At 68.9% G+C, this 26,628-nt stretch carries 20 protein-coding genes; 11 read left to right on the forward strand and 9 right to left on the reverse strand.

Features of this window, described 5'->3' with window-relative positions:
• The first annotated feature begins 240 nt into the window (after positions 1–240).
• The 6 genes from I4J89_RS51120 to I4J89_RS38590 all read left to right on the forward strand — a co-directional run bounded on the left by I4J89_RS51120 (position 241) and on the right by I4J89_RS38590 (position 9,744).
• A complete protein-coding gene (locus I4J89_RS51120; RefSeq protein ID WP_309238662.1) occupies positions 241–1,305 on the forward strand; it encodes a ThuA domain-containing protein in 1,065 nt (354 codons plus the stop codon).
• A 19-nt stretch (positions 1,306–1,324) separates the two neighbouring features.
• Entirely contained in the window at positions 1,325–4,000 is a 2,676-nt protein-coding gene (locus I4J89_RS38570) for an outer membrane protein assembly factor BamB family protein (RefSeq protein ID WP_196419133.1), read from the forward strand.
• Positions 4,001–4,130: 130 nt separating this feature from the next.
• The gene (locus I4J89_RS38575) at positions 4,131–6,035 is read left to right on the forward strand and encodes an alpha/beta hydrolase family protein (protein ID WP_196419134.1); all 1,905 of its coding nucleotides are present in this window, start codon (positions 4,131–4,133) and stop codon (positions 6,033–6,035) included.
• Positions 6,036–6,254: 219 nt separating this feature from the next.
• Entirely contained in the window at positions 6,255–7,679 is a 1,425-nt protein-coding gene (locus tag I4J89_RS38580) for an alpha/beta hydrolase domain-containing protein (RefSeq protein WP_230860341.1), read from the forward strand.
• 33 nt (positions 7,680–7,712) lie between these two features.
• On the forward strand, positions 7,713–8,513 hold the full coding sequence (locus I4J89_RS38585) for an oxidoreductase (RefSeq protein ID WP_196419136.1): 801 nt from the start codon (positions 7,713–7,715) through the stop codon (positions 8,511–8,513).
• Between the two features lie 40 nt (positions 8,514–8,553).
• Complete coding sequence (locus tag I4J89_RS38590) at positions 8,554–9,744, forward strand: FAD-dependent oxidoreductase (RefSeq protein WP_196419137.1); 1,191 nt, start codon at positions 8,554–8,556, stop codon at positions 9,742–9,744.
• Between the two features lie 115 nt (positions 9,745–9,859).
• Here the strand turns inward: I4J89_RS38590 and I4J89_RS38595 are convergent, their stop codons facing one another.
• The 4 genes from I4J89_RS38595 to I4J89_RS38610 form a co-directional block, all read right to left on the reverse strand.
• The gene (locus I4J89_RS38595) at positions 9,860–10,735 is read right to left on the reverse strand and encodes a shikimate dehydrogenase (protein WP_196419138.1); all 876 of its coding nucleotides are present in this window, start codon (positions 10,733–10,735) and stop codon (positions 9,860–9,862) included.
• A gap of 61 nt (positions 10,736–10,796) precedes the next feature.
• The gene (gene dctP, locus I4J89_RS38600; protein WP_196419139.1) at positions 10,797–11,831 is read right to left on the reverse strand and encodes a TRAP transporter substrate-binding protein DctP; all 1,035 of its coding nucleotides are present in this window, start codon (positions 11,829–11,831) and stop codon (positions 10,797–10,799) included.
• Between the two features lie 33 nt (positions 11,832–11,864).
• Positions 11,865–13,145: a TRAP transporter large permease gene (locus I4J89_RS38605; RefSeq protein WP_196419140.1), complete on the reverse strand. Its 1,281-nt coding sequence runs from the start codon at positions 13,143–13,145 to the stop codon at positions 11,865–11,867.
• Positions 13,142–13,708, reverse strand: a complete 567-nt coding sequence (locus I4J89_RS38610; protein ID WP_196419141.1) for a TRAP transporter small permease — start codon at positions 13,706–13,708, stop codon at positions 13,142–13,144. The genes I4J89_RS38605 and I4J89_RS38610 overlap by 4 nt, the downstream gene beginning before the upstream one ends.
• Before the next feature lie 378 nt (positions 13,709–14,086).
• Between I4J89_RS38610 and I4J89_RS51125 the strand changes: the two genes are divergently transcribed.
• Positions 14,087–14,896 carry an IclR family transcriptional regulator gene (locus I4J89_RS51125; protein ID WP_309238663.1) on the forward strand — a complete coding sequence of 270 codons (810 nt, stop codon included), beginning with the start codon at positions 14,087–14,089 and terminating at the stop codon, positions 14,894–14,896.
• A 14-nt stretch (positions 14,897–14,910) separates the two neighbouring features.
• On the opposite strand, the gene I4J89_RS38620 is transcribed toward I4J89_RS51125, so the two are convergent.
• From I4J89_RS38620 to I4J89_RS38635, 4 genes are read right to left on the reverse strand one after another with little or no spacing between them, the layout of a single operon-like run.
• Positions 14,911–15,960, reverse strand: coding sequence for a Gfo/Idh/MocA family protein (locus I4J89_RS38620; RefSeq protein ID WP_196419143.1), 1,050 nt, complete (start codon positions 15,958–15,960; stop codon positions 14,911–14,913).
• The gene (locus I4J89_RS38625; RefSeq protein WP_196419144.1) at positions 15,951–16,409 is read right to left on the reverse strand and encodes a type II 3-dehydroquinate dehydratase; all 459 of its coding nucleotides are present in this window, start codon (positions 16,407–16,409) and stop codon (positions 15,951–15,953) included. Before I4J89_RS38625 ends, I4J89_RS38620 begins: the two co-directional genes overlap by 10 nt.
• 49 nt (positions 16,410–16,458) lie before the next feature.
• A complete protein-coding gene (locus I4J89_RS38630) occupies positions 16,459–18,216 on the reverse strand; it encodes a thiamine pyrophosphate-binding protein (protein WP_196419145.1) in 1,758 nt (585 codons plus the stop codon).
• Positions 18,213–19,703, reverse strand: a complete 1,491-nt coding sequence (locus I4J89_RS38635) for an aldehyde dehydrogenase family protein (protein ID WP_196419146.1) — start codon at positions 19,701–19,703, stop codon at positions 18,213–18,215. Before I4J89_RS38635 ends, I4J89_RS38630 begins: the two co-directional genes overlap by 4 nt.
• Before the next feature lie 191 nt (positions 19,704–19,894).
• Here I4J89_RS38635 and I4J89_RS38640 point away from each other — a divergent pair, with 191 nt between their 5' ends.
• On the forward strand, positions 19,895–21,073 hold the full coding sequence (locus tag I4J89_RS38640; RefSeq protein WP_196419147.1) for a CaiB/BaiF CoA transferase family protein: 1,179 nt from the start codon (positions 19,895–19,897) through the stop codon (positions 21,071–21,073).
• Entirely contained in the window at positions 21,070–21,882 is an 813-nt protein-coding gene (locus tag I4J89_RS38645; RefSeq protein WP_196419148.1) for a citryl-CoA lyase, read from the forward strand. Before I4J89_RS38640 ends, I4J89_RS38645 begins: the two co-directional genes overlap by 4 nt.
• 110 nt (positions 21,883–21,992) lie before the next feature.
• On the opposite strand, the gene I4J89_RS38650 is transcribed toward I4J89_RS38645, so the two are convergent.
• A complete protein-coding gene (locus I4J89_RS38650; protein WP_196419149.1) occupies positions 21,993–24,767 on the reverse strand; it encodes a TIM barrel protein in 2,775 nt (924 codons plus the stop codon).
• Between the two features lie 202 nt (positions 24,768–24,969).
• Between I4J89_RS38650 and I4J89_RS38655 the strand changes: the two genes are divergently transcribed.
• Together I4J89_RS38655 and I4J89_RS38660 are read left to right on the forward strand one after the other, a co-directional pair.
• The gene (locus I4J89_RS38655; protein ID WP_230860320.1) at positions 24,970–25,629 is read left to right on the forward strand and encodes a TetR/AcrR family transcriptional regulator; all 660 of its coding nucleotides are present in this window, start codon (positions 24,970–24,972) and stop codon (positions 25,627–25,629) included.
• A gap of 151 nt (positions 25,630–25,780) precedes the next feature.
• A partial coding sequence (locus I4J89_RS38660; protein ID WP_196419151.1) for a hypothetical protein occupies positions 25,781–26,628 on the forward strand: 848 nt, incomplete at its 3' end.

Genomic DNA, 26,628 nt, shown 5'->3' on the forward strand with positions numbered 1-26,628 from the left:
GGTACAACGAGTCCACTATGCGGACCGAGGACATCTCGGCGTCCGGCGATGCCGCCTGCACGCCGAGCGGAAGGACCACCCACCGCACGCAGTTCGCCAGCCAGCACAGCGTTGCCCGGAAGCAGGTGCGTCAGCTTGGCGCGACAAGGCCGCTTCCACATAAACGGTCGATGTCCGGCGTCGATGAGGGGAACAAGATCGCATGCAACTGGAATCCGCCTCCAGACGGGAGTTCCCAGCGTGAACAACAATTGGCTCAAGACGGTGGTGCCTCTCGCGGCGCTTGCGATCCTCGCGCCGGCTTCGGCTCTCGCGTTCAAGGGTTCGCCGACAGAGCACCAAGGGAAGCCGACCCGCATCGACCCGGTGTACGGCGTGTGCCGCGGAGTCGACCCGGGTTGCTACAGCGACTGGGGTACTGAGCGCGACAACAAGGTGCTGGTGTACTCCCGGACGGCGGGACCGCGGCACGCGAACCTCGGGCGCGTCCTGGATCCCGACAACACGAGTGTTCAAGGCCTTGCACTTCCCCGGCCTTACGTGATCACGCACGATCACAGCGACCCGGCGGCCTGGCCACGGCCCCTGGACAGTTCCAATGTGGCGCAGGCCGGGCTGGTCAGAATGCTGGAGGCCGACGGCATCGAGGTGCACGTCACCGAGGACGTCCAGGCGATGGAGCGGCTGAATTCCAGCTACAGAGCCGTGATCTTCATGAGCCCCACCCGGGACACCCTGTGGAACCACGCGCGGGGTGCGGTGGGAGGCACCCGCCTCGACTGGGCCCGGGAGTCGCTGCGCAAGTACATCCAAGGCGGCGGCGGTTTCGTCGGCGTCCACAACGCTTTCGGTACGGAGTACGGCTGGCAGTGGTATGAAGGGCTGCTCGGCAACGCGAACTACTACAACCACGGGCGAAGCCAGCCCGGTGACGTCGTCGTCGTCAACGACCGGGACGTGTCGACCAAGGCCCTTCCGCGACGCTGGGGATTCTCCGACGAGTGGTACAACCTCGTCCCGTTCCCGACCAACGTGAACTTCCTCGCCACCGTCGACGAGCGGACGCTGGCCGACGGCGCGGGCGGCGAAGGGTCGCACCCCGGACATCGCGACTTCCATCCGGTCACCTGGTGCCAGTACTACGACGGTGGCCGTTCCTGGGTCACGACCCTCGGACACGAGGGGGCTGCCTTCCAGCAGAACTCGACCTTCCCCGGCGCAGCCGAGTTCCAGGCGCACCTTCAGCACGGCATCAAGTCCGCCATGGGCCTCGAACCGTTCTGCACACCGGCCAAGCGCAAGTAGCCATAGCGGGAGGCGATCGATGAAACCACGAATTCTCGCACCGATCCTGTTCGCCGTCGCTGTCGCCGTCGGGCCGTCGGCAGCAGTCGCCCAGGGCCCCCGACAGGGCGTCGAACAGATGGAACCGCCAGGTCTGGAGCCGACGGGGGCGGACATGCCGGCCGTCGGCGGCAACCTCGCGAACCAGCACTACTCGGGGCTGAAGCAGATCTCCAAGCGCAACCTCGACAAGCTCGGCCCGGTCTGGCGTACGCACGTCTCGGCGGTCGCGCCGGCCAGCGACGACGTAGGCCAGCAGACGACGCCCATCGTGGCCGACGGGGTCATCTACCTAGACACGCCCGGCGGCGAAGTGATCGCCGTCGACGGCGCGACCGGTGAGCCGAAGTGGAAGTGGGCACCGGAGGGTTTCGAGACGGCGGACACGCGACGCGGCGTCTCCATCGGCCAGGGCAAGATCTACACGCTCGCCGACGGCGATCGCATCGTCGCCCTCGACAAGGACACCGGTGAGCAGGTCTGGGTCGTGCAGCCGGCGATCCAGGCCGGGGTCGACCTGGGTAATCTCGACCGGGTCGCGACGGTGTACAACGACGGCGTGGTGTACGCCCACGCCGCTAACGGCGACCGCGCCGCGGTCGTCGCGGTCCGCGCCAGTGACGGCGGCTACCTGTGGCATTTCTTCGGCGGACCGGACCGCGGAGCCATCTACACCGACGTCAACGGCAACTCCGTCGACGCCGGCGCCACCTGGGGGCCCGTGCTGCCCGACGGCACAGAGTGCAACCTCGAAGGAGGTGCGACGCCGTGGATGCACGGCGCCGTCGACCCCGACCTCGGCCACTACTACATGACCTTCGGGAATCCGCGCAGCTGCAACAGCTCGCAGGACGGCTCCCTGCGCCCGGGCGACAATCTGTTCTCCACCACCATGGTGGCGGTCGACATGAAGACCGGTGCGTACAAGTGGCACTACCAGTCGATCCGGCACGACGTGTGGGACATGGACAACGTCCATCCGCCGACCCTGGCCGACATCAGGATCAAGGGCCAGAAGCGCAAGGTGGTCTTCTACGGCAGCAAGTCGGGGCATCAGTTCGTGCTCGATCGGACCAACGGCAAGCCTGTGCTTCCGGTCGTCGACAAGCCGATGATCCAGGACTCCCGGCAGCACAACGCCGAAACCCAGCCCTTCCCGACGGAGCGCCTGCTGCCCGAATGCGTCGTCTGGCAGAAGCTGGACCCGCGCAACGTCCCGGGTGACCCGTGGCGCGCCGTGCCTAACTACAACGGCTACCAACCTGACGCGGACGGCGACCTGGTTTTCAACCCGGACAGCTATGTCGCGGCGGACGAGCCGTTCCTGACGTACCCGCAGGGCTACCCCTCGGACCACCGCCGCGGCTGCATGTACGACCCTCAGTGGAACCTGCCGATCCTGTCGACGACCAGCCAGAACGGCGGCGCCGACTGGTCGAACAACTCCTACAGCCACAGCACGAACCTGGTCTATTACCCGTACGGCACCAACCCGGTGGCGCACTGGAACGGTGCCGCGGCCAACGGGCAGCGGGCGATCGGTCAGTACCAGACCGGTGGCATCCTCGCCTACGACGCCTCGAGCGGCAAGGTGAAGTGGCGCAACCACCTCGGCACGGACATGTCGCACGGCCAGGGCCCGATGACGACCGCGACCGACCTGCTGTTCGCCGGCCAGATCGACGGCCGCCTCCTGGCGATGGATGCCCGCGACGGTGACGTCCTGTGGGAGTTCCAGACGGGGTCGGGCATCTCCGGCGCTCCGATCACCTACATGGTCGACGGCGAACAGTACGTCGCCGTTCTCGCCGCCGGTTCCACGAACCCGTACGGCGGCTCGGTGACGCAGGGCGACTCGCTGTGGGCGTTCAAGCTCGGCGGCACCTACACGACCGAGTCGGGTAGCCAGGAGGGGCCGGACACTGCTCCGCTGACGATCCGCCGTCCCGTCCAAGGCGGTCCGGTCGAAGGAGCGACGGTGAACAACACTGTCTACCTGGGCCGCCAGAACCGCACGGCGGACACCGCCGCGGCGCGGGACAGCACCTCACAGAGCGGCATGGCTCCGACTCACCTGCGGGTGCCGGTCGGAACCACCGTCACATTCCTGAACCCGGGAGCGGAGACCTTCCCGAACTTCCCCAACCAGCTGCCGCACTGCGCGACCCAGTTCTTCGAAGGGCTCTTCAACCCTCGGCTGGACCCTGGGGAGCGCTTCGAGTTCACGTTCGACCGCGCTGGTGAGTACTACTTCAACGACTGCACCGACCCGCGGCCGACCGGCAAGATCGAGGTGTATCCGGCACCACAGGATCTGCCGGATGCGTTGCGGTTCGTGCCCGCGACCATCGACCTGGGCTCGCGGACCGGGATCTTCACCGCGGTGCACGGCGTGGTGACGGCGACGCTGCGCCTACCGGCCGGCTACCGGCTCGACGGCGACGTCGAGCTGCGGACGCCGCTGTCGCAGGCACCCGTCAAGGCCAGGCAAGCCAAGGCGATCGGCCGCACGTTGGTCGTGGTGTTTGACAAGGCCGACCTGGACAACAACGTGCCGCAGGGGGACGCCGTGCCGTTGACGCTGGTGGCGAACTTCCTGCATGACGGGGACCAGAAGCAGCTCACGTCGACGGCGACGGTGGGCGTCCGCAAGTAGGACACCGCCGCCGCGCCCGGCGAGGCGGCAACGCAAGCCTCGCCGGGCTCGGTCTCTGCCGCCGGCCCTCATGACCCCCTCGCCCGTCAGGCATGGACACCCAACCATCATCGGCGAAAGGACCATCGCCATGAGCACGATCGATCGACGCCGCCTGCTCCAGGGAACCGCCGCCCTCGCGGTGACCTCGGCTCTGGCGAGCCAGACCACTGCCCTGCCGGCCGCCGGTGCCCGCCCCGGCGGGCGGACCCGGGGCGAGGTCAGTGAACCGCAACCGCTCGACGGCCGCCCGTTCCCGGCGTACGACTACTCGCGCGCCAACAAGCTGCCGCGGGAGATGACCGGGTACTGGACGAAGTCCTTCGACATCGCCGGCACGACCCGCACAGCGAAGGTGTACATCTCCCCCGAGACACCGATCCGCTCCTACTACACGGTGATCGCCGTTCCCGACGGCGTCGAGACGGGCGAGTTCCTGCAGCGGGCCGGCTGGGCCGGCATCGCGGACCGGCGAGAGGAGGGCCTGTTCGTCCTGGAACCCGGCCCGGACGGCTGGGACGGCGCCCGGGAGGAAGCCGCCTACATCGAGGCCGCGATGGCGTTCTTCCAGAACAACCGCTACTTCTCGATCTTCGGTCTGCACTACCTCGTCGGCTACGGTGCCGGCGCCGCGGCTCTGGAGGCATGGGCGGTCGCGCACCCGTTGCGGGTCATCAGCCAGGTGTACGTCGACTCGCCGGGGCTCAGTGCGGATTATCTGAGCTCCTACGCCGGCCGCGAGTTCGGCGGCGAGACCGACGGCAGCTACACCCCGGTCGAGTTTCCCGAAGGCTTCGATCTGATCAGGTACGACGAGACGGTCCTGCCCACCTGGTACATCCACCCCGACCGGAGTTCGATCGGCGCGAGCCTGTCCTACTGGAAGCGGGCCAACGACACCGGGCACCGCACCCGGGACGACCGGATCCTCGGCACCGTGTACCCGCAGCGGCACGACTCCGGCCGGTGGATGACGTCGTACGCCGGCCCGATCTCGAAGGTGGCCGTCCAGCAGCGCCCGATGAGCTCGCACCGCATCGTCGACTTCCTGACCCGGTACACCCGGTACGAGAACTTTTTCGCCTACGGCAACCAGCTCTTCGAGCGCGCCGACTACGCAAAGCTGGGCGTCGAGGTACGCACGATGATGGTCGAGAGCTACCTGCGGGAGTACCTGATCTACGTCCCTGAGTCCGCGCGCCGGCTGTGGCGCGATCGGGCGCCGGTCGTGTTCGTCTGGCCCGGCAACAGCCAGACCGCCAAGGTGTTCTTCGACGCCGCCCAGTGGTGGAAGGTCGCCGAACGCGAAGGATGCATTCTGGTCGTCATCGGCGAGCAGTACAGCAACACCTCCGTCTCGGTCAGCCACCGCGACTCGCACACCTTCTACCGGCAGCTGCGCGACCTGATCATCGACGAGTTCGCGGTCGACGCGACGCGGTTCTACTCCACCGGGCAGTCCGCCGGCAGTGCGGTGACCCAGAACTTCGCGATCGCCTACCCGGAGTACTTCGCCGCGGTTGCCTCGACGTCGTTCACCACCGCCCCGGACGCCGCAGGCACCGTCGGCATCGACGGTGTCCAGGTTCCGGCCAGCGGCCGGCCGATCCCCAACTACCAGATCTACGGGTACGGCGACCTCGGCTTCCTCGCCGGTGGTCTCTGGGACGACACGCAGAACTCGCTCGACAGCTGGGCGCAGTACCACCTGCGCGCCCACGGGCTCACACTCGCCGACGTGGACACCGTCGCCGGCAAACGCCATGGCTGGCACAACCGCTTCCAGACCTGGACCTGGCGCGACGACGACACCGGAGTCCCCGTACTGAAGCTGTCCAAGAACCTGTACCGCTCGCACAACACCATGCCCGAGGAGTCACCGCTGTTGTGGGACTTCCTCAAGCACTACAGCAGCGAAGTCGACCGCGACGGAAACGTCGTCCGGTACTACAGCCGTTCCGCGTTCCGGTACCCCTGGGACAAGAAGCGGCTCTGATCCAATCACCTCACGACCTGGTCGCCTCGAGTCTCTCGGCTTAGCGCTACACGGCTGCAGCGCTTGCCGAGTGGTGATCGAGGCAGTTTCCGACGATGGGAGGATCGCATGTCGGACAACCGATCGCTTCGGGTGCCAAGCACGTTGGCCGGGTTGGCGGCTGCCGCTCTGCTGGTGGGCCTCCCGCCGGCTGCGAGCATCGCACAGCCGGCCCGCGTCATGGCCGGCGCGGAGGTTACGGTGTCCGCGCCGGCGCACGGCCGATCGTCGACCGCTCCGACCGAGGTGGCGAACCCGGTGGTGACAGGTCCGGTGACGCATGGGCTCGTCGGCAACGAGACGCACGACTACCCGTTCGCATCCACGGATCCGGCCTGGCTGTCCAGTCACGGCTACGTGCAGGAGGAGTTCTTCGTCTCGGGAACGGCTAGCTGCTACGAGACACCCCGGCTACAGACCGGCACGGTCATCGAGAGCGGCAACCCGTACAACACGCGCATGATCGTGCGCCGCCCGCTGGATCGCGACAAGTCCAACGGCGTCGTGGTCGTTGAGTGGCTCAACGCCTCCAGCGGCTACGAGATCGACTCAACATGGGCGGCGACCAGCTACGAGGCATACATACGCGCCGGCGCCACCTGGGTGGGCCTGTCGCTGCAGAACAACGTCGTCCAGCAACTGCGCGCATGGAGTCCCCACCGGTACGGCGCGCTCAACGTCGAGCCGCTCCCGGGCAGCAGCTGCCCCGCTTCGGCTGACACGCCGCTCACTCCCGGCAACGTCAAGGTCAACAACCTGGCGTACGACATCTTGTCGCAGGTCGGTCAGGCGCTGCGGCAGCCGGCCGGGGTGGACCCACTGCATGGGCTCGCCCGAACCACGCTGATCGCGACGGGTGCCTCACAGTCGGCTGCCCGGTTGATCCCCTACGTCAACTCCGTGCACCCGATGGCACGTGTCTATGACGGATTCTTCCTGGCCATCCCGATCTTCGACCACGTGATCCGCCGCGACCGCGCGTTCGACCGCCTGGGAACTCCCGTGTTCAAGGTCATGTCCGAGTGGGATCTGACGGTCGGCACCGTGGAAAGCAACGATCAGCCCGACGGCCGCACCCTGCGCACGTGGCAGATAGCGGGAGCGCCGCACACCACCTACCAGAACGTGCAGTACCGAATCCCGAACAATGCCCGCGACGACCTTGCACCCATCACCTTCTGTACCGGCCTGCCGCCCGATGCCGAGCCCATCTCGCTCATCCCGAGCCGCTACGTGTTCGCGGCAGCCGCCCAGCACCTGATCCAATGGATCCGCAAAGGCACACCGCCCCCCACCGCACCGCGGATCAGCACCGTCCCGGGAACCACCGACATCACCCGCGACCAGTACGGCAACGCGCTGGGCGGCATCCGGCTCTCGCAACACGAAGTGGCCACCGCGACCAACGACGCGACCGGCTGCAGCACCTACGGCTGGCACCGGCCGTTGGACCAGGCCACTCTCGCCACGCTGTACCCGTCGCACCGGGCCTACGTCGCTCAGGTCGTCCGCGTGACGCAGCGCAACGTTCGAGCCGGTTACCTCCTGCAGCCGGACGCCCGCACCACGATCCTCGAAGCCGAACAGTCGCGCATTGGCAGCTGACCCGCCATCGTCCATGAGAACGGCACTCGCCGGGTGACCGCGACCACGCGGTTCCCACACCGGCCCACGCCCCATCGGACAGGTGGAGGTCAGCAGACCGTCCTGGCGCTGGAACGCACACCGCGTCGGCCCGCGGATCCGAGGGAGGACGTCATCTCCGCGACCACGAACAGGCCGGTACTGCTCGCATCGCCGCTGCGGGTCGGCCGGTTGCTACTGCGCAACCGGATCGTCGCCGCGCCGATGGAGCGTAACTACGGCACGCGCGACGGCCGGGTCACCGAGCGCTACATCGCTTACCTGCGAGCCCGCGCGGCCGGAGGTGCCGCTCTGCTGTTCACCGAGGCGACTTACGTCCGGCCCGACGGGCGCGGCAGGTTATTCCAACTCGGCGCCCACGCCGATCACGTGGCCCCGGGTCTGCGGGCTCTGTGCGACGCGGTCCACGGTGAGGGGGCGCTGCTCGGCGTGGAGCTCAATCACGCCGGTCGGGTCGCTGAACCGTACGTGTCGGGCTACCAGCCGGTGGCGCCCTCGCCTGTCCCCTACGCCGGGCGCGTTCCCCGCGAGCTGTCCACCGACGAAACCGCCCAGATCGTGCACGCGTTCGCCGTTGCGGCACGCCGCTGCGTGGATGCGGGCGCCGACGTCGTCGGACTGCATGCCGCTCACGGCTACCTGATACACCAGTTCCTCTCGCCACGGACCAACCACCGAACCGACCGGTACGCCGACCCGGTGCGGTTCGTGAACGAGGTGATCGTCGCGGTCCGTCACGCCGTTCCGGACGCACCGCTCGTCCTGCGGATTTCCGCGATGGAGGGGGGTACCTGACGGGCTCGATGCCGAGGCGACGCTCGCTGCGGCCGCGCGGATGCGGTTGGACCTGGTCGACGTCATCGACGTCTCGGCCGGCAGTTACGAGGCCGGCGAATGGATCGTCCAGCCGGGTGAGTTCCCTCGCGGTGTGCTGGCGCCGCACGCCGCGCGCTACCGGCGGTTCGGGCCGCTGGTCGCGGTCGCAGGCCGTATCTCCACCGGTGACGCCGCCGAGGCCGTGCTCGCCGGGGGCGCCGCCGACCTCGTCTCAATCGGTCGTGCGCTGCACGCCGACCCGGACTGGGCCCGCATCGTCCTGGACGGCGGCGCCCCTCGGCCGTGCATCGCCTGCAACCAGGGATGCATCGACGTCGTACACACACAGCAGCCGATCTGGTGCGTGGTCAACCCTGGAACCTCGCGAGAGTCGGAGCTCGCCCCGCCGACGACCGCGCGCCGGCGCGTACTGGTGATCGGGGCGGGACCGGCCGGGTTGGAGGCGGGGCTACGCGCGGCGGCGCGAGGCCACCGGGTGACGGTGCTCGAGGCGGCTGCCGCCGTCGGTGGTCAGTTTCGCCTGGCGGCCGGCCTTCCCAGCCGCCCGGAGTTCGGTCGGTTGATGGCCTGGTACCTGCGCGAACTGGCCCGCGCCGGCGTGGACGTGCGGCTGTCCACACGAGCCGATCCGGCCGTGGTCGCCGACGTCGCGCCGGACGCTGTGATCGTGGCAGCCGGCGGCGTTGACGCGTTGCCCGCGGTGCCCGGTATCGACCTGCCGAGGGTCGCCGGTGTGCGCGACTGGCTTGCGCGAAACGACCCCGGGCCCGCCGGTACGAGCGTGACCGTCTGGGGCGCCGACCGGGCGGGACTCGCCGTCGCCGATGCCATCGCCGCTACCGGAGTCCGCGTTCTTCTGCTCGGCGCCCAGCAGGAACTCGCCCCGGAAGCCGGCCGCCGCGAAAAGATCCTCGTGGTGCCCCGGCTGACCACGAACCCCGCGGTGCGGATCCTGCTCGGCACCACTCTGGAGGCGATCGAGCCGAATCGCCTCCTCGTCGGACGCGACGGAGCCCGCCAATGGATCGACGAGTCCGGTCCGGTTCTGGTCTCGCAGGGCACGGTGCCGGCACCGGTCGTGCTCGGATCAGGAAGCTGGCAACGGTTCACGGTGGGCGACGCCGGCTTCGGCGCCTCCGCCGACGCCGCCATCGCTCAGGGCGCTGCCGCAGCCCAGGCGATCCGATAACCCCCACCTCCCGAGGGGCGATAGGGAAACGGCAGTATCCCTTCCGCGCGGTCGGCGCCGACGCTGCCCCCCACGCCAAGTAGGACCGCGACGGCCCGCAGCGTCGTGGACATGATCAGCGGCCGTACCGCAGCAGTTCCTCGGAGTCCGCGAGCATCGTTTCCGCGGCCGCGGGAACCCCGGTGAAGTGCTCGAACGCGGCAACCGCCTGGTAGACGCTCATTCCAGCGCCGGACAAGGTCGGTGCGCCGGCCGCGCGCGCTGCTTGGAGCAGGGCGGTGTCGGTGGGCCGGTAGACGATGTCAGCCACCCACATGTCCTTGCGCAGGTTTTCGGGTGCGACAGGTGAACCCGGATGGTGTGCCATCCCGATCGGGGTGGTGTTGATGACTCCGTCGGCGCCCGCCAACAGCCTGGTCAGGTTCTCGTGCGCGCCGACCGTGATGCGGTCGGTCCCGAATTCTCCGGCGAGCAGGCCGGCGAGCCGGCGCGCTTTGGCCGCGTCGACGTCAATGAGGGTGAGATGGCGCGCGCCCAGTTTCAATATGGCGTGCGCGACCGCGGATCCCGCCCCGCCGGCGCCCAGTTGCACCACCTCATTCCTGGGCACGGCGGGGAAGTTCCGATCGAAGTTGCGGGCGAAGCCGACGGCGTCGGTGTTGTAGCCGCAGGTGGCGCCGTCGGCGAAGACTACGGTGTTGACCGCCCCGAGAATCTTCGCCTCCGCCGAGAGCTGGTCGAGGTGCTGGACGATCTGCTGTTTGAACGGGTAGGTGACGTTCAGGCCCCGGTAGCCCAGTGTGCGGGCCCAGCGGAGCAGACCGGGAAGGTCGTCGGCGGTGAGCCCGTACGCGCTCGAGTCGATGACCGTGTAGAGGAGCCGAATCCCCTGCCGGTCCGCCTCACGTTGGTGCAGCAACGGTGAGTGCGACGACCCGATGCCCGCACCGATCAGCCCGACCAGGACATGCGCTTGTTGAGGGCTGGTCACCCGTACCTCTTCCAGGGGCTCGGCTGAGCGGGCCGGCGGGATGCCGGCCCGCTCGCTTCGGTCAGGCGGACGCCCGGATGCTCTTGTAGAGCTCCAGGTTCGCGCCGGTGAAGTGGGTGTTGAAGTAGGCCTCCGCCTTGCTGATGAAGGCGTCCCGGTCGACCTGGTCGGGCTCCACCACGGTACGGCTGGAGTCGCTCCGCCACCCGTCGAGCACCTTCTCGGTCTCCTCGTCGACGCACTTGCGGTTCTCCGCGCGGATGTCGTGGATGGCCTTGAACAGCGCGTCCTTCTGCGGCTGGCTCATCTTGTCCAGCGTCTTGTCGGAGACCACCACATAGTGCGCGCCGACCTGGTGGTTGTTCAGGCTGGCGACCTTGAGGATCTCGTCGAATTTCTGGGCGTGGGTGGCGGTGACCGGGTTCTCCTGCCCTTGCGCGACGCCTTGCTGCAGTGCCAGGTAGAGCTCCTCGACGGCGATGGCGACCGCGTTGGCGCCGAGAGCCTCGGCGTTGGCCAGGAACTGCGGGGTGTTCGGGAAGCGGATCTTCAAGCCGGCGAGGTCTTCCGGTTTGCGGATCGGTTTGGTGGCGGTGAAGGTACGCATGCCGAAGTACCAGGCGTCGACGATGGTGGTGTCGGTGGCGGTGTTGAACTCGGCGAAGAACTCCTTGCCGTTCTGGTCGATCCACTTGAAGAAGTGGTCGATGTCGTTGAAGGCGTACGCGGCGTCGAGCACACCGATCTTCGGGAAGGCGGTGGACATCGCCGAGCCGCCCTGCAGGTCGATGTCGATGTCGCCGGTCTGCACGCTGGCGAAGCGTTCCGCGTCCGGTCCGAGCTGGCTGTTCGGGAACATGTCGATGGTCAGGCCGAGGTTCTGCGCCTCCACCCGCTCCTTGAGCAGCTTCATCCCGCAGTAGAAGTTCGGTTGGGCCTCGGGCTGCGAGCTGCCGATCTTGAGCGACAGGGTGGGATTCTCGCCCTCGGCGGCAGGTGTGTTGCTGGACGTGGAGCATCCGGCGGCGAGAACGATGGACAAGGGCAGGGCGAGCGCCGCGGTGATTCGGCGCCACCCAACTGGACGTTGGCGCATGGTGTCTCCCTCTTGGTTGGGGCGGCGATGCGGTCAGAATCCGAGGAGGTGGGGAAGCCACAGCACGAGGCCGGGCAGTACCGTGACCAGGATCAGCACGGCGACGAGCGGTATCAGGAACGGGATGATCCCGTGGAACACCTCTTCGACCGGTCGTCCCGTCACCGAGGCGGTGACGAACAGGACACTGCCGACGGGAGGCGTCAGCAGCCCGATCATCAGGTTGATGATCATGACGACCCCGAAGTAGATGGGGTCGACGCCGAGGCTCATGGCGACCGGCAGCAGCACCGGCACGAGCACGAGGATGGCGGCCGTCGCGTCGACCACCGTGCCGAGGACGAGCAGGACGATATTAATCATGATCATGAAGACCCACGGTTCGCTCGACACCGAGGTCACCAGCTCCGCGACGTCCCGCGAGACGTGGGCGCGGGTCAGGATCAGGCCGAGCAGCGCGGCCGAGCCCAGGATCAGCCCGATGGATCCGGTAATGACGGCCGTCTCGCGCAGCGACTGGAGCATCACCCGGGGCGTCAGCGTGCGGTAGAACAGGCCCAGCACGATCATCAGGAGTACGGCCACCGACGCGGCCTCGGTCGGGGTGAAGGTGCCCGACAGGATGCCACCGAGCAGGATGACCGGGACGAACGCCGGGCCGATGGTGCCGATCGCGGTGGCCCGCAGCCGCGTACGGTCGAACGGCACCGAGGTCATGTCGGGGCGGCGCCGGGTCCAGATGAAGACGTACACGACAAGGCCGGCCGCCATGAGCAGTGCCGGGATGATCGACGCGGCGAACAGTGCTCCGGTGGAGACGGCCGCCGTGGCGGCGTAGATGACGGCTGGGATGCTGGGCGGCATGACCGGGCTGATCAGCGACGACGACGCGGTCAGGCCGGCGGCGAACCGGTACGGGTAGCCGGCCTTCACCATGTGCGGGACCTCGATCTTGCCGAGTCCGGCCACGTCGGCGAGCGCCGAACCGCTCATCCACGAGAAGCCCACGGCGGTGCCGATGTTGACGTACGCGAGGTTGCCCCGGATGCGGCCCAGTACGGCGAGGCAGAAGTCGTACAGGCGGTCGGCGATACCGAGCCCGTTCGCCATGACGCCGACCAGGATGAACAGCGGGACGGCGAGCAGCGGGAAACTGTTGAGCCCGTCGAAAGTCGTCTTCAGGGCGAAGCCGTTGGAGTTGCCGTCGGCGAGCGCCCACCACATGCAGGGGCCGATGAAGGCGAGCCCGACCGGCACGCGGATCAGCAGCAGCAGGGTGATGGCGAGGCCGATCATCCAGAGTTCGAGGATCATCGGGCCTCCGCGGCGTCGAAGAACTCGTCCGGCTGCCCGGCGAGGAAGATGCGGACGATCGCCCGCACGGCACCGGACAGAAAGCCGACGAGCGGAAACGTGTACAGCAGCCACAGTGGGATCTCCAGGGCTGCCGTACGCCGGTCCGGATAGGCCCGGATCAGTTCGTAGGCCTCCCACACCATCAGTGCGCAGATCACCGCGGTGCACGCCGCGGAGATCGCCTTGACGACGGTCAGGGCCCGGCCCTTGACGAGGTAGTCGACGATCTGGATGACGATGTGGCCGTTGTTGCCGATGAGGTAGCCGACCATGATGAACGTCAGGACGATCAGCGAGTAGTTGGCCAGCTCACTCACGCCTTGCCAGTTGAGCGCCGGCACGTACCGGCTGATCACCTGCCAGAGGACGCTGAGGAAGATCGTCATTACCGCGAGGCAGGCGATCCAGAGCTCGATCGCTGCCCAGATGCGCAGGACTCTCGGCTCACGCCACTGTCGTTGCGGCCCGGGCTCCACGAGAGGCTGCGGGCCGCTGGGGGACGCGACGGGGTCAGCGGTCATCGGCCATCGCTCCCGGCACATGCTCCGGCCGCCGGCAGCGGGCCGGCGATGCGGGACGGGGTGGTCAACAATGCGCCCTCGCTCTCAGGTGTATGTCTGCCGCGACACGAGGTGTCGCGGGTTGCCGCCACGGCGGTGACCGGAATCGAACTTCGCGATCCACCCGGGGCGCCGTCGGAATGCCGCTCGACCACTGGCCGGACCAATTGGACCGCTGGATGGACTAGGTGTAAAGTACGGGCGGCCCAGGTTCCTGGCAAGGGCTTCAGCTCCGACCGTTACGGATATGTGAAAGGTGAGCTCCGGACGCGAGAATCGTGGCGCTTCAGGAAGGATGGTCAGCGGACCATTCCCGGGACACGAGGAGAGTGCAGAACCGTGGACGCGCCCCCCACCCGCAATGCCGCGGCTAAACCGTCCGCGACGGAGTCCGCCGATCAGCAGGGGGTGCGAAGCGTCCAGCGCGCGTTGGGCATCCTCGGCCTGCTGACCGATGACCGGCCCAGAGTCTCGGTCCGGGAGATCGTGGAGGAGACCGGCCTGGCCAAGACCACCGTGCTCCGGCTGGTGTCGACTCTGGAACAGAGCGGCCTGCTCTGGGCCACCGGCAGCGGATACATGGCTGGTCCGGGGCTCTGGCGATGGGCACATCTCGCCCGGCGCAGCTGGGAGCTGCCGCCGGAGACGCAGCGCGGGATGCGTGAGCTCGCCGCGCGCCGGCGAGAGACCGTGAACCTGTATGTGGTCCGGGACATCTACCGGGTGTGCGTCGCCCAGCAGGAAAGTCCTCAGCCGCTGCGGCACGTCGTCCAAGTCGGTGACGAGCTGCCGATGTGGGCGGGCGCCTCGTCCAAGGTTCTGTTGCGCGACGCCACCTCCGGGCTTCTGGAGCGGATCGCCAAGCAATCGCCGCACGGCCCGCAGCACGCGGCGACGATGCGCCAGTGGATCGATGAGACGGCCGCCAAGGGGTACGGCGAGAGTCACGGCGAACGCGAGGACGGCCTGTCGGCCGTGGCCGTCCCGATTCTCGGGCAATCGGGCAGTGTCGTCGCCGCACTGGCTCTGAGCGGGCCCACCGTCCGCTTCACCCCCGAGCTGGTCACCGAGTTCGCCGCCGACCTGCAGCAGATGGCCCAGCAGATGGCCGAGCGAGGTTTCGATCGGCCATTCGGCAGCCGGGGCTGACCACTCCCCCGCTGTCACGACGGCAGCTCCACGGCCGAGCCGGTGCGCGACGACTCGTAAACGGCCTCGACGATCGCCAGCGACCGCAGCGCGTCACGACCGGTCACGGCCGGCTGTCGGCCGTCGCGCAGTGCCGCGACGAAGTCAGCGATCTGCGCGGCGTGGTACGGCGCGAGGTGGTCGTGAATCTCGGCCAGCGGAATGTCGAAGGGCTGACCGGCGCGGTACCCGCTGGCGAACGCCTCCTCGCCGGGCAGGGTCCGGACATCGGTGAAGCCGACGCCCTCGGGGAACTCCATCACGCTCGCCGTACGGCCATGAGCGTCGCTGACCCACACCTGCACGCCGAGCCCGGGCTGGAAGGTGGTGCCGGCCTGGACCGTGGCGACGGCACCGGAAGCGAACTCGATGAGGGCGGCGGCAGTGTCCTCCACCTCGATGATCCCCTGGTGGACGACTGTCGCGCACCGGCCGGTCACCCGCCGCGCGGGACCCATGAACCACTGGAGCAGGTCGATGTGGTGGATCACCTGGGTCATCAGGACCCCGCCACCCTCCGTCGCCCAGCGGCCGCGCCACGGCTCGGCCCGGTAATAGTCCGCGCCCCGGTTGAGGCGGGCCACGACGCCACCGCAGATCGGCAGGCCCATCCGCCCGTCGTCGATCGCCGCACGGATGCGCGCCGCCGCCGGCCAGAACCGGCGCTGGAAGAGGACCCCGAAGCGCACCCCGGCGGCGGCGGTGGCGGCGATCATCCGCTCGGCCTGCTCGACCCGAAGAGCGATGGGCTTCTCGCAGAGCACGTGGGTGCCGTGAGCGGCGGCCGCCAGTACCCCGGCCTCGTGTTCAGCGTGCGGGGTGCAGATGGTGACCGCGTCAAGGCCACCATCAAGCATGTCGTCCACGTCGCCGAAGGACCGGTCGACACCGTGTTCCGCGGCGAACGCGCGGGCCCGCCACGGGTCGATGTCGGCCACCGCTGCCACGTGAACGCCCTCGGTGCTGCGCAGGGCGCTCACGTGGTTACGCGCGATCCGGCCGCAGCCGATGATCCCTATCCGCACGGCCGGCTACCTCCGGACAGGTGGGCGGCCAGGCCTCGCATTGCCATCTCGTAGACCTCCGCGCCGAAGCCGGCCAGGAATCCCCACGCGGCGGCTGCGGTCAGCAGGTCCCGGTAGAGCGGTTCCCGGCCGAACACGTTGGTGAGGTGCACCTCGACGATCGGCCGGTCGAGCATCCGCAGCGCGTCGTAGAGGGCCACGGAGCGAGTGGAGAGGCCGGCCGGGTTGACGATGACCGCGGCCGCCTCCTCATATGCCTGGTGGACCCAGTCGATGAGCTGCCCTTCGGCGTTGGACTGAGCGAAGAACAGGTCGAAGTCGAGTTCTTCGGCGGCCGTCCGGCATCTGCTCTCGATGGCGGCCAACGTCACCCGGCCGTACAGGCGCGGTTCGCGCCGGCCGAGCATATCGAGATTGGGACCGTTGAGAATGAACAACCGCTCCGCCACGGACGGCCTCGCCTTCTGGACCCGGCGGACGGGGCCGGGCACCCGGGGATCACTCGAAGATGCCCTGGTAGATGTCCTTGATGTTCCAGTGCCCCGGCGTCGGCACCGGTTCGTTGACCATCGGCACGTCGATGACCGCCGGCCGGCGCGCGGCGATGGCGGCACGCAGCGCGTCGCCGAAGTCGCCGGCGCTGGTCACGGCGTGACCATCGGCGCCGCAGGCACGCCCGAGAGCGGCGAAGTCCGGGCTGTACGACGTGCCGTCCGGGCCGGTGAAGTCGCAGCCGAAGCTCTGCCCGAAGTTGGCGGCCTGCAGGTCGCTGATGGTGCCGTGCGATCGGTTGTTCATGACCACGAAGATGACCGGGGCACCCTGTTCCACAGCCATCGGCAGCGCCGGGAGCTGGGCGCTCATGCCGCCGTCACCGATCAGGGCGACCACGGTGCGGTCGGGTTGTGCGATCTGGACGCCGACCGCCGCCGCCGGGCCGAAGCCCATCGTCGAGGCGCCACCCGGCGTGATGAACCGGCCCTCCTCGGGCAGTTCGTAGCACTGCGCGACACCGTTCTTGTTCCAGCCCACGTCGGTGACCAGCACCGCGTCGGCGGGCAGGATCGCCCGCAGGTCGGTGAGGATGCGTTCCGGGCGCAGGGGGAAGTTGTCGCTGGCGCCGCGCTCGCGGCTGTCGGTGAACAGCGTGCGCCGGGTCGCGGTGATGGTCTCCCGCAGCCCCTGCCGGTGCCGGGGTTGCGGTTGGCGGGCGCGCACGGCCGCGTCGATCGCCTGTACGGCGTGCGTGACGTCAGCGACCGCGCCGACATCGACCGGGTAGTTGCGGCCGATCTCGGCCGGGTCGATGTCGATCTGGATGAGCCGGCCCGGCGGGAACTGCCAGGTGTAGCGGGAATCCCACGAGCTGGCGTCGGTCTCGGCGAACCGGGTGGCCAGGGCGAGGACGACGTCGGCCTCGCGGGTGTACTCGTTGGTCATCTCCAGGCCCCAGAAGCCCGGCATGCCGAGCAGTAGCGGATGACTGTCCGGCAGCGTCCCTTTGGCCATCAGCGAGTGCACCACCGGGATGTCGAGATGCTCGATCAACGAGCGCAGCGCGTCCAGTCCGGGCCCGCGGCGCAGGCCTCCGCCGATGTAGAGGAGAGGCTTCTCGGCGGCGAGCAGCATGTCGGCGATGCGGTCCGCGACGTCGGCGGCCAGACCTGGGCGTTGCGGTACAGCGAGCGGGAAGGCGCTACCGGTCTCGGCGATCACTTGGCGGGAGAAATGGTCCATCGGCACGCTGAGCAGCACCGCGCCCGGCCGTCCGGACGCCGCGGTCCAGAAGGCGCGTTCGGTGAACCGGGTCAGGTCGGCGGCACGGTGGACCTGCCAGGCGCGCTTGACGAAGGGCCGGTAGATGGCGGTCTGGTCGGCGTCGGCGTGCAGGTTCACCTCCTGATGCGGGTGCCGGCCGTGGTAATAGGACGGGATGTCGCCGGCGATCGCCACCAGCGGGACCGAGTCGAGGGCGGCCGTGAGTACCCCGGTGACCCCGTTGGTCAGGCCGGGACCGACATGCATGAGCACCACGCCGGTGCGGCCGCTGGCGCGGGCATACCCGTCGGCGGCGTGCGCGGCGGCCTGCTCGTGGCGGGCGATGACGAACCGGATGCTGCTGCGCCCGATCGCGTCGAGCAGGGCGATGTTGGTGTGCCCGCAGGTGCCGAAGATGTACTCGACGCCGTACGACTCGAGCTGGGTGACCATCGCCTCGGCGGCGGTCACGGTCTTCTCGTCCGATTCGATGGTCATCGGGCGTCCTCCTGGTCGCCGAAGAGGGAGATGCCGCGCAGCACGAGGGTCTTGACGACGGTGTAGTCGTCGATCATCCAGCGCGGCGCCTCGCGGCCGAAGCCGGAATCCTTGACCCCGCCGAACGGGACATGGTCGAGCCGGAAGTTGGAGGACCCGTTCACGATCAGCCCGCCCACCTCGAGTTCCCGCCACGCGGTGACGATGCGCCGCACGTCGTGGGTGAACAGTCCGGCCTGCAACCCATAGCGGCTGTCGTTGCAGGTGGCCAGCACTTCGTCGAAGTCGTCGAACGGCCGGACCGCGACGGCGGCACCGAACACCTCCTCGCGGATCAGGCGGGCATCGGCCGGCGGGGACGCGACGACTGTCGGGATCACGGTCGCTCCGTCGCGGCGGCCGCCGGTCGTGATGGTCGCGCCGGCGGCGGCCGCCTCGTGCGCCCACGAGACGACGCGTTCGGCCGCGTCATCGTCGACCATCGAGCCGACGTCGGTGGCCGCATCGAGAGGATCCCCGACCGTGAGCTTCTCGGCCGCGCGGGTGAACAAGTCGAGGAACTCCTCGTACCGGCTGCGGTGGACGTAGACGCGCTGCACCGAGATGCAGCTCTGACCGGAGTTGCTGTAGCCGGTGGCGGCGCAGATCCGGGCGGCCGCGGCGATGTCCGCGTCCTCGCAGACGATCGTCGCGGCGTTGCCACCGAGTTCCATGACCAGGCGTTTGGCTCCGGCCGACCGGGCCACAGCGGCACCCGTCCCGGGACTGCCGGTGAAGCTGATGACCCCGACCTCGGGTGCGGAACTCAGTGCCGCGCCGACCGGGCCGCCGCCGTGCAGCACCTGGACCGCCTCGGGTGGCATCCCGGAGTCGAGCAACAGCCGCACCACCGCCACAGACGACGCCGGGGCCTGCGGCGGCGGTTTCACGAGAGTCGTGTTGCCGGCCGCGAACGAGGCGGCCAGCTTGTGGGCGAGCAGGTTGGCCGGCGCGTTGAACGGCGTGATCGCGAGAGCCACACCGACCGGGGCGCGGTGGGTCAGGGCCGTGTTGCCCACCCCGCGGGCCCAGCCCGCCACCGGCAGGACCTCCCCGCCGATGCGGCGAGCCTCGGCGGCGGAGACCGCGAAGGTGTCGGCCACCCGGTCGATCTCACCGAGGCCATCCTTGACCGGTTTACCGAGCTCCAGAGCGAGCAGCCGGGCCAGCTCGTCGCGCCGGGCGAGGGCGACGGCTGCGGCGCGTTCCAGCACATCGGCGCGCGCCGCCGGCGACATCCGGGCGACCACCTTGGCGCCACGACGCGCATACCGCAGAGCGGACCCGACGTCGGAATCGGTGGCTTGCCGGGCAGAGCTGACCACGGCACGGGTCCAGGGGCCGACACGGTCCGCCCGCTGTCCGTCGCTCACCCACTCGCCGCCGATCAGGCATCCGACCGTGGTCAGCGCGTCCTCCGGGACGGCACGGCCCGGGCTGTCAGTCATCGCCACTCCTCCGGCAGAACCGCTTGGCAGTCCATATGGACCGCTCTGTGGACTAGGTGTAACGTACGGGCCGCGAGGTTCCCTGGCAATGCCTGGTTCGCAGTTGTTGCGGGGACATGAAAGCCGCACTGATTCGCCGCCTGACCGCCATGCCGGGCTTCTCGCCCAATGACGACCGAGGGGCACGTCTCATGGATGACGAGCGACCACTGCACGGCGTCCGGGTCTTGGACTTGACCAACGTCCTGGCCGGCCCGTACTGCAGCTACCAACTGATGCTCCTCGGCGCGGAGGTCGTCAAGATAGAAAGACCCGGCGACGGCGACCTGGCCCGCAAGCTGGGCCCGGAACCCGGGTTGAACCGGGCGGCGATCGGCGCTTCCTTCCTCGCCCAGAACGCGGGGAAGAAGTCCGTCGAACTCGACCTCAAGGACACCGCCGACCGCGCGACCTTCGAGACGCTGCTCAACGGCGCCGACGTCCTGCTGGAAAATTTCCGGGCCGGCGTTCTGAGCCGGATCGGATACAGCTGGGAGGTGCTGCACCGGATCAACCCGCGCCTTGTGTACTGCGCCATCTCCGGGTTCGGGCAGACCGGGCCGATGCGCCAGGCGCCCGCGTACGACCAGATCATCCAGGGCCTGTCCGGCATGATGAGCGTCACCGGCACACCCGAGACCGCTCCGCTGCGAGTCGGTTTCCCGGTCTCCGACACCATTGGGGGTCTGGTCGCCGCCATGACGATCGCCGCCGCACTGGCCGGGCGCGCGAGAACCGGCAAAGGTGTGTGCCTGGACGTCTCCATGTTGGAGACCTCCCTGTCCGCGATGGGATGGGCCGCGTCGAACTTCCTTGTCAGCGGCGTCCCACCGGAGCCGATGGGCGACCAGAACGCCACCGCCGCACCGTCGGGCACTTTCCACGCCGCGGACGGACCGCTCAACATCGCCGCCAATCGGCAGGAGCAGTTCGAGACCCTGTGCCGGATCATCGAGCGCACGGACCTGCTCACCGACGAGCGATTCGCCGAACGCGAGGCGCGCAAACGACACCGTGCCGCGCTCAACGACGAGATAAACACAGCTCTGCGAAACCGGCCGGCTATCGAGTGGGAACGCACCCTGTCGGCGGCCGGGGTGCCGGCGGCCCGCATCCTCACCGTCCCGCAGGCGATGGAGCTCGACCAGCTGAAGGTCCGCGGCTTCCTCACCGACCTGGAGTTTCCCGGCGATCCGGACCGGACATTGCGGGTCACCGGCAACGGGGTGCTGGTCAACGGCGAGGCCCTGCGCCCCCAGGCGCCGCCACCGCTGCTGGGTGAGCACAACGACGAATTCAAGGCCACTGCGGACGAGGTGACGACGCCATGAGCCATGCCCGGCCCGACCCGACTGTCCGCGACGTCTCCGACTGGTGGTCGACGAGCGTCTCCCGTATCGAACCCAACCGCATCGAACTGCGCGGGCGCCCGGTGCAGGACCTGATCGGCTCGATCAGCTTCGCCGGGATCATCTGGCTCATGCTCCGCGGCGAGACCGCTACGCCGGGCCAGGAGCGACTGCTCGAGGCCGCCCTGGTCTCCTCGGTAGACCACGGGCCACACGCGCCGTCCATCGCGGTGGCACGCATGGCGGCAACATGCGGAATCGGCCTCAACAACGCCGTGGCGACCGGCGTGAACCTGCTCGGCGACGTGCACGGCGGCGCCGGCGAACAATGCATGGCCCTGCTGGCCGACGTGCGACGCCTGCACCAGCAGGGCGCCGGCCTCGCCACCGCTGCCGAGACAACTGTCGGCGCCTGGCAGGCCCGCTCGAAATACCTGCCGGGCTTCGGGCACCGGTTCCACTCCGTCGACCCCCGCCGCGATCCACTGCTCGGGCAGGTGGAACAGGCCGTTTCCGACGGCGTCGTCGACGGCTCCTACCTGCACGCCGCCCAAGCGATCGAACGGGTCCTCGCCGCAGGCCGCACCCGGCCGGTGCCGATCAACATCGACGGCTGCACCGCCGTCGTCTACGCCGAGCTGGGCTTCCCGCCCCCACTGGCCCGGGGACTGTTCGTCCTGAGCCGCAGTGTCGGCATCCTCGCCCACGCCTGGGAGGAGACCGGCCAGGGCCGCCGCAACAAAGGCCCGATGCCGCCGTCCATCCTGCCCACCTTCACGGAAGGCGCCTGACAGCGTCGTCGAGACGGTCAGCCGCCGCGACACCTGCACCGCGCTCGACGGCATCGAATCGGCCATGGTCCGCAACCTCCTGCCGTTGACCCCGGCGCCGGTCGGCGCGGCTATGCGGCGTCGGCCGGTTTCCGGTTCGCCGGCGCACCGTCGAGGCGGCGGCGTGCGGCGGCGACCGCCAGGCGGGCATGCTCCTTGGCTCCGATCTGCGCCACCAGCTGCGCGCGGGGGATCTCCAGGGCGTACGGGATTCCAGCCGGCAAGGCTGCCAGGATCCCGTCGACGTCGATGCCGCCCTCACCGGGATAGAGCCGTTCGAACCGCGCGGTGTGAATGAGTTCCTCCTTGGTGGGCGGCACTCCTGGGGGCGCGTCGCAGACGTGCGCGAAGTGGAACCATTCGGCCGGCAGCTCCCGCAGGTCGGCCATGCTGGAGCCGGATCGGGCGAAGTGCAGCAGGTCGATCAGGATGCCGGCGTTCGGCTGATCGGCCGCCCGGAGCACCCTGGTCGCTTCGGTGAGATCCGGTGTCTCGGTCCACGAAGGGAACTCCAGGTCCACGGTGAGGCCGAGCGGGTGAGCCATCTGGCACAACTGCACATACCGGTCGATCTTGCGGTTGCGGTCCGGATCGGGCAGCTGGGTGATGACGTGGCGGGCGCCGAGTTCCGCACCGGCCTCCAGGACACGCTGGAAATCACGCGGATCCTCGTCGGGGCCGATCCTGGCCAGTTCGATGTCGAGCACCTCGACGCCGGTGGCCGCCAGGCGCACCTTCGTGGTGCGCATCAGCGCGGGATCGGTGGCCAGCGGATAATGCGGCTCGATCGGCGTCACCCGGGTCAGGCGCAGGCCCACGTACCGGTATCCCGCGTCCGCGGCGGCATCGACCAGTTCCGGTGGGGACAGGCTGAGCGCCGTCAGGTGGGCCAGTGAATAGTCGTGCTCACGACCGTACGCCTGCTGTGGGGTGTCCCTGAGTCGCCGCAGGCGACGTTGGCGGTGCGCGGCCATCCGCACCGGTGCGCTGCTCGCGGCGCCGTAGCCGGCGTAGTCGCCGATGCGCTGCACCACCTCGAAGAAGAGCCGCGAGCCCAGCATCTCGGTGTAGAAGTGCAGGTACTCCCCGCCCTCATCGCAATCGTAGAGAATCGAGTGCTCACGCAGCGTCGCGAGCAACTCCGGCTCCGGGGCGAGCCGGGCGTCGAGGTCGTCGTAGTAGTTCCGCGGAATGCGCAGTACCGGCGCACCGAGCTCGCGCATGGCCTTGGCTGCGGCGATCACGTCGCCGCTGGCGAAGGCAATATGCTGCGGGCTCGGCACGACCGGCGCCCAGGAGCCGCGTCGCAGCGGCGCCGTATTGAGCGTGATCCGGACAGTGTGCTCGGTGTCGGTGGCCGACCGGCTGCGCAGCAGGCCGAAGGGTGCCGTGAGTTCCGTCGTCTGGCCTGCCTGCAGACCTAGCACCGTGCGATAGAAGAGCGCGACCTGGTCGAAGTCGTCTATCGGCTCGGTGAGGGCGATGTGGTCGGTGCCGGTCACCAGGCTGTCGGTGCGGGTCCCGCTGTCGGTGGGCTCGAAGTCGGCCAGCCAGCTGTTGCCGTCCGCGCCCGCGCGGCAGAAGAAGACGGCCGTGCCGTCCGGTGCGGCCACCGAACTCAGATCCGCCTCCCCCGGTTGACGTACGCGTGGCAGCACCGGAGCGAGCAGCCGGTCGGCACGCTGGGCGGAGCCGGCGGGATCGCTGCTCTCCACTCCGAGGGCACAGATCGCCGCGGTGCCGGGCGGGACCGTCCGCTGCGGCGCGAAGTTGAGCAGGATCCGGGCGTCGCCCTGCTGCCACAGCTGCACCGGCTTGGAGCGGTGCAGCCCGGTCCGGGCGAAGCCGAGGGCGGTCAGGGTCCGGGCGACGACCGGGCCGGACACGTCGTCGACCGCCAGCTCGGTGAACATGTGGCCGCCGAGGCGCGGAGCCGGGGGGAGGCCGGGTGATCGGAGCCGCCGCGCAGGCGGGACGCCGACGCTGACCGACTCCTGCAAGGCGAGCAGCGAACGCATCCCGTCGATAGCGGCGTGCCGCGGGTCGGCCTGGCGGTAGACGTCGTTGAACACCTCGAGCGAGAGCGGGCCGTCATAGCCAGTGGCCAGGACCCGGCTCACGAAGCCGGTCAGATCGAACGAGCCGAGGCCGGGAAAGAGCCGGTGGTGCCGGCTCCACTCCACCACGTCCATCTTCAATCGGGGCGCGTCGGCCAGTTGCAGGTGGAACACCTTCGATCCCGGTACCACCCGGATTCCGGCCGTGTCGTCGCCCCGGGACAAGATGTGAAAGCTGTCCAGGCACAGGCCGAGGGCGGGGTGGTCGGCACGCCGCACGATCCGCCAGGCATGGGCGTACGTGTTCACGAACCGGCCCCAGGCCAGCGCCTCGTAGGCGATCCGTAGCCCGCGCTCCGCGGCCCGCTCGGCCAACTCTCTCAGCTGGTCGGCGGCCAGGTCGTCGTCGTCGACGGCGTCGGCCGACTCGGACGACGAGACCAGCATCGTGGCCGCGCCGAGTTGTTCCAGGACGCTGAGCTTGTGTTCCGCGCGGCGCAGGTTGGCCCGGAAGGTGTCGGGCGGGACGGCTTCGAAGTCGCGGAACGGCTGGTAGAGGTCGATGGTCAGGCCACGGCGCGTGCACTCCTGCCGGATCCTCGCCGGCGACCATGCCGACGCGATGAGGTCGCTCTCGAACAGCTCGATCCCGTGGAAGCCGGCTGCTGCGGCAGCCGCGAGTTTGTCCTCCAGGGTCCCGGACAGGCAGGCGGTGGCGATCGTCAGGTGCGGTCCGGTGGACGATCCAGCGGCCGGGCTCTGAGCAGCATCATGATCGGCGATGAGCATGGTGCACTGCCTTCCTCGATGGCTCTGCCCGGCTGCGAGAACGGGCTCAGCGATGCGCCGATGGGACGACGGAAGGTGATTGCCGCCGGGCACTGCCGGCCGCAATGTATGTACTAGATAGTTAGTTATACTCGCCGGGCGTCGGATGAGGAAGGTCCGCGAACCCGGGACTAAGGTGAATCTTCGATCCGAAGGAGGGTCATTGGCCACGCAGACGCCGGACTCGCCAGTGGCGGCATCCGCCGCACGCGACCCCGAACGGACTCGATCCGAGATCCTCGCGGTCGCGACGCACGAGTTCGCCGACAAAGGCTTCGCCGGCGCCCGGGTCGACGAGATCGCGGCGAAGACCCGGACCACCAAACGCATGATCTACTACTATTTCGGCGGCAAAGAGGGCCTGTACATCTCGGTACTCGAGCAGGCGTACACCGGGATCCGCGCCCTGGAACAACAGGTTGACGTGGAGCACCTCGACCCGGCCGAGGCGATCCGGCAGCTCACCGCTCTCACGTTCGACCATCACGAGTCGCACCCGGACTTCATCCGGCTGGTCAGCATCGAGAACATTCACCGCGCCCGGCACATCGCCCGGTCCGAGATCCTGGCGGGCCTGGCCAATCCGGCGCTGGACGCGCTGACCCGGATCCTCGACCGTGGTCGTGCGGCCGGCCGGTTCCGCGACGACGTCGACCCGATCGACGTGCACATGATGATCAGCGCGTTCTGCGTCTTTCGGACCGCCAACCGGTACACCTTCAACGCGATCTTCAAACGGGACATGCTCGACCCCGCCCGCCGGGACCACTACCGGACCATGATCGGTGACCTCGTGCTGGAGTACCTGACCGCCTCCGGCTGATCTGCTCAGCCGCCGTGGACGGCCCGCGCGAGCGGGTCGCCGCCCTCGCGCGCGCGTACCTTGACTTCGCCGCCCGCAACCCGGCGGCCAAATCGCCAGAGTTTGTCCACCACTACCAACCCGCAGGCGCGGAGGGCTCTGCCCTGCCCGCGTGAAACCGCTCTTGGGGCGTGTCATGTGGTTGTTGGGGCTCTGGTTCGGAACCCTTCTCGTCCCGGCGGTGTCGATCATTCAGACCCGACCGGGAGGAGGTGGCCGTATGCCCGCCACACCGCGCCGCGAGCTGATCGTCTGCAGCGAAGCGAACCCGCCCCACGATGGGCTATCGCCTGGCCGGCGGCCGCAGACCGCAGGTAGGTGGCGCCGCCGAGCTGGTAGCGCCTTCATCGCGGTGGCGTTGTTGGCGGCGATCGGCGTTTCGGTTACCCACGTGGCACCGGGCGGGAGAATCAGCCGGGGCAGCGGCGCGGTGCCGGCGGACGCGACGTACTTCCACGATGCCGTTACCGGAGTAGACGCCGGCGAGGTGAATGGGGCGCGATTCGATGCCGTCTTCGTCCAGTTCGTCGACCCGGAACACGGATTCGCGCTGACCGCGACGTGCCCCGGCGGTAAGCGGCTTTGCTCGTACGGACTGGCCGTCAGCATCGACGGTGGTCGCACCTACGAGAATCGAGCGCTCCCGTTGGCGAAGGTTCCACCGCTTGAGGGCTATAGCGCCGACCTGCACGCCGTCACCACACAGACCGTCGTGATCGAAGACCGCGGACAGTGGTGGGTGAGCATCGACGCCGGTCGTACGTGGCGGTCGGCACCGGACTCCGCGGCACGAAACGTCGCCGAGATCCCCGCCGCCGGGCGTCTGCACACGCGTTGTGCCGATACGAACTGCGACATCCGCGACCTAACGGTGATCGACCCGGACACCGGCATGCGCTTGAAGGTGCCCAACGTACCGCTGAAGCGGGTCCACGGATCGTCGGAGTCCACGATCACCCC

The sequence above is a fragment of the Actinoplanes aureus genome (assembly GCF_015704865.1).
GTDB lineage: Bacteria > Actinomycetota > Actinomycetes > Mycobacteriales > Micromonosporaceae > Actinoplanes > Actinoplanes aureus.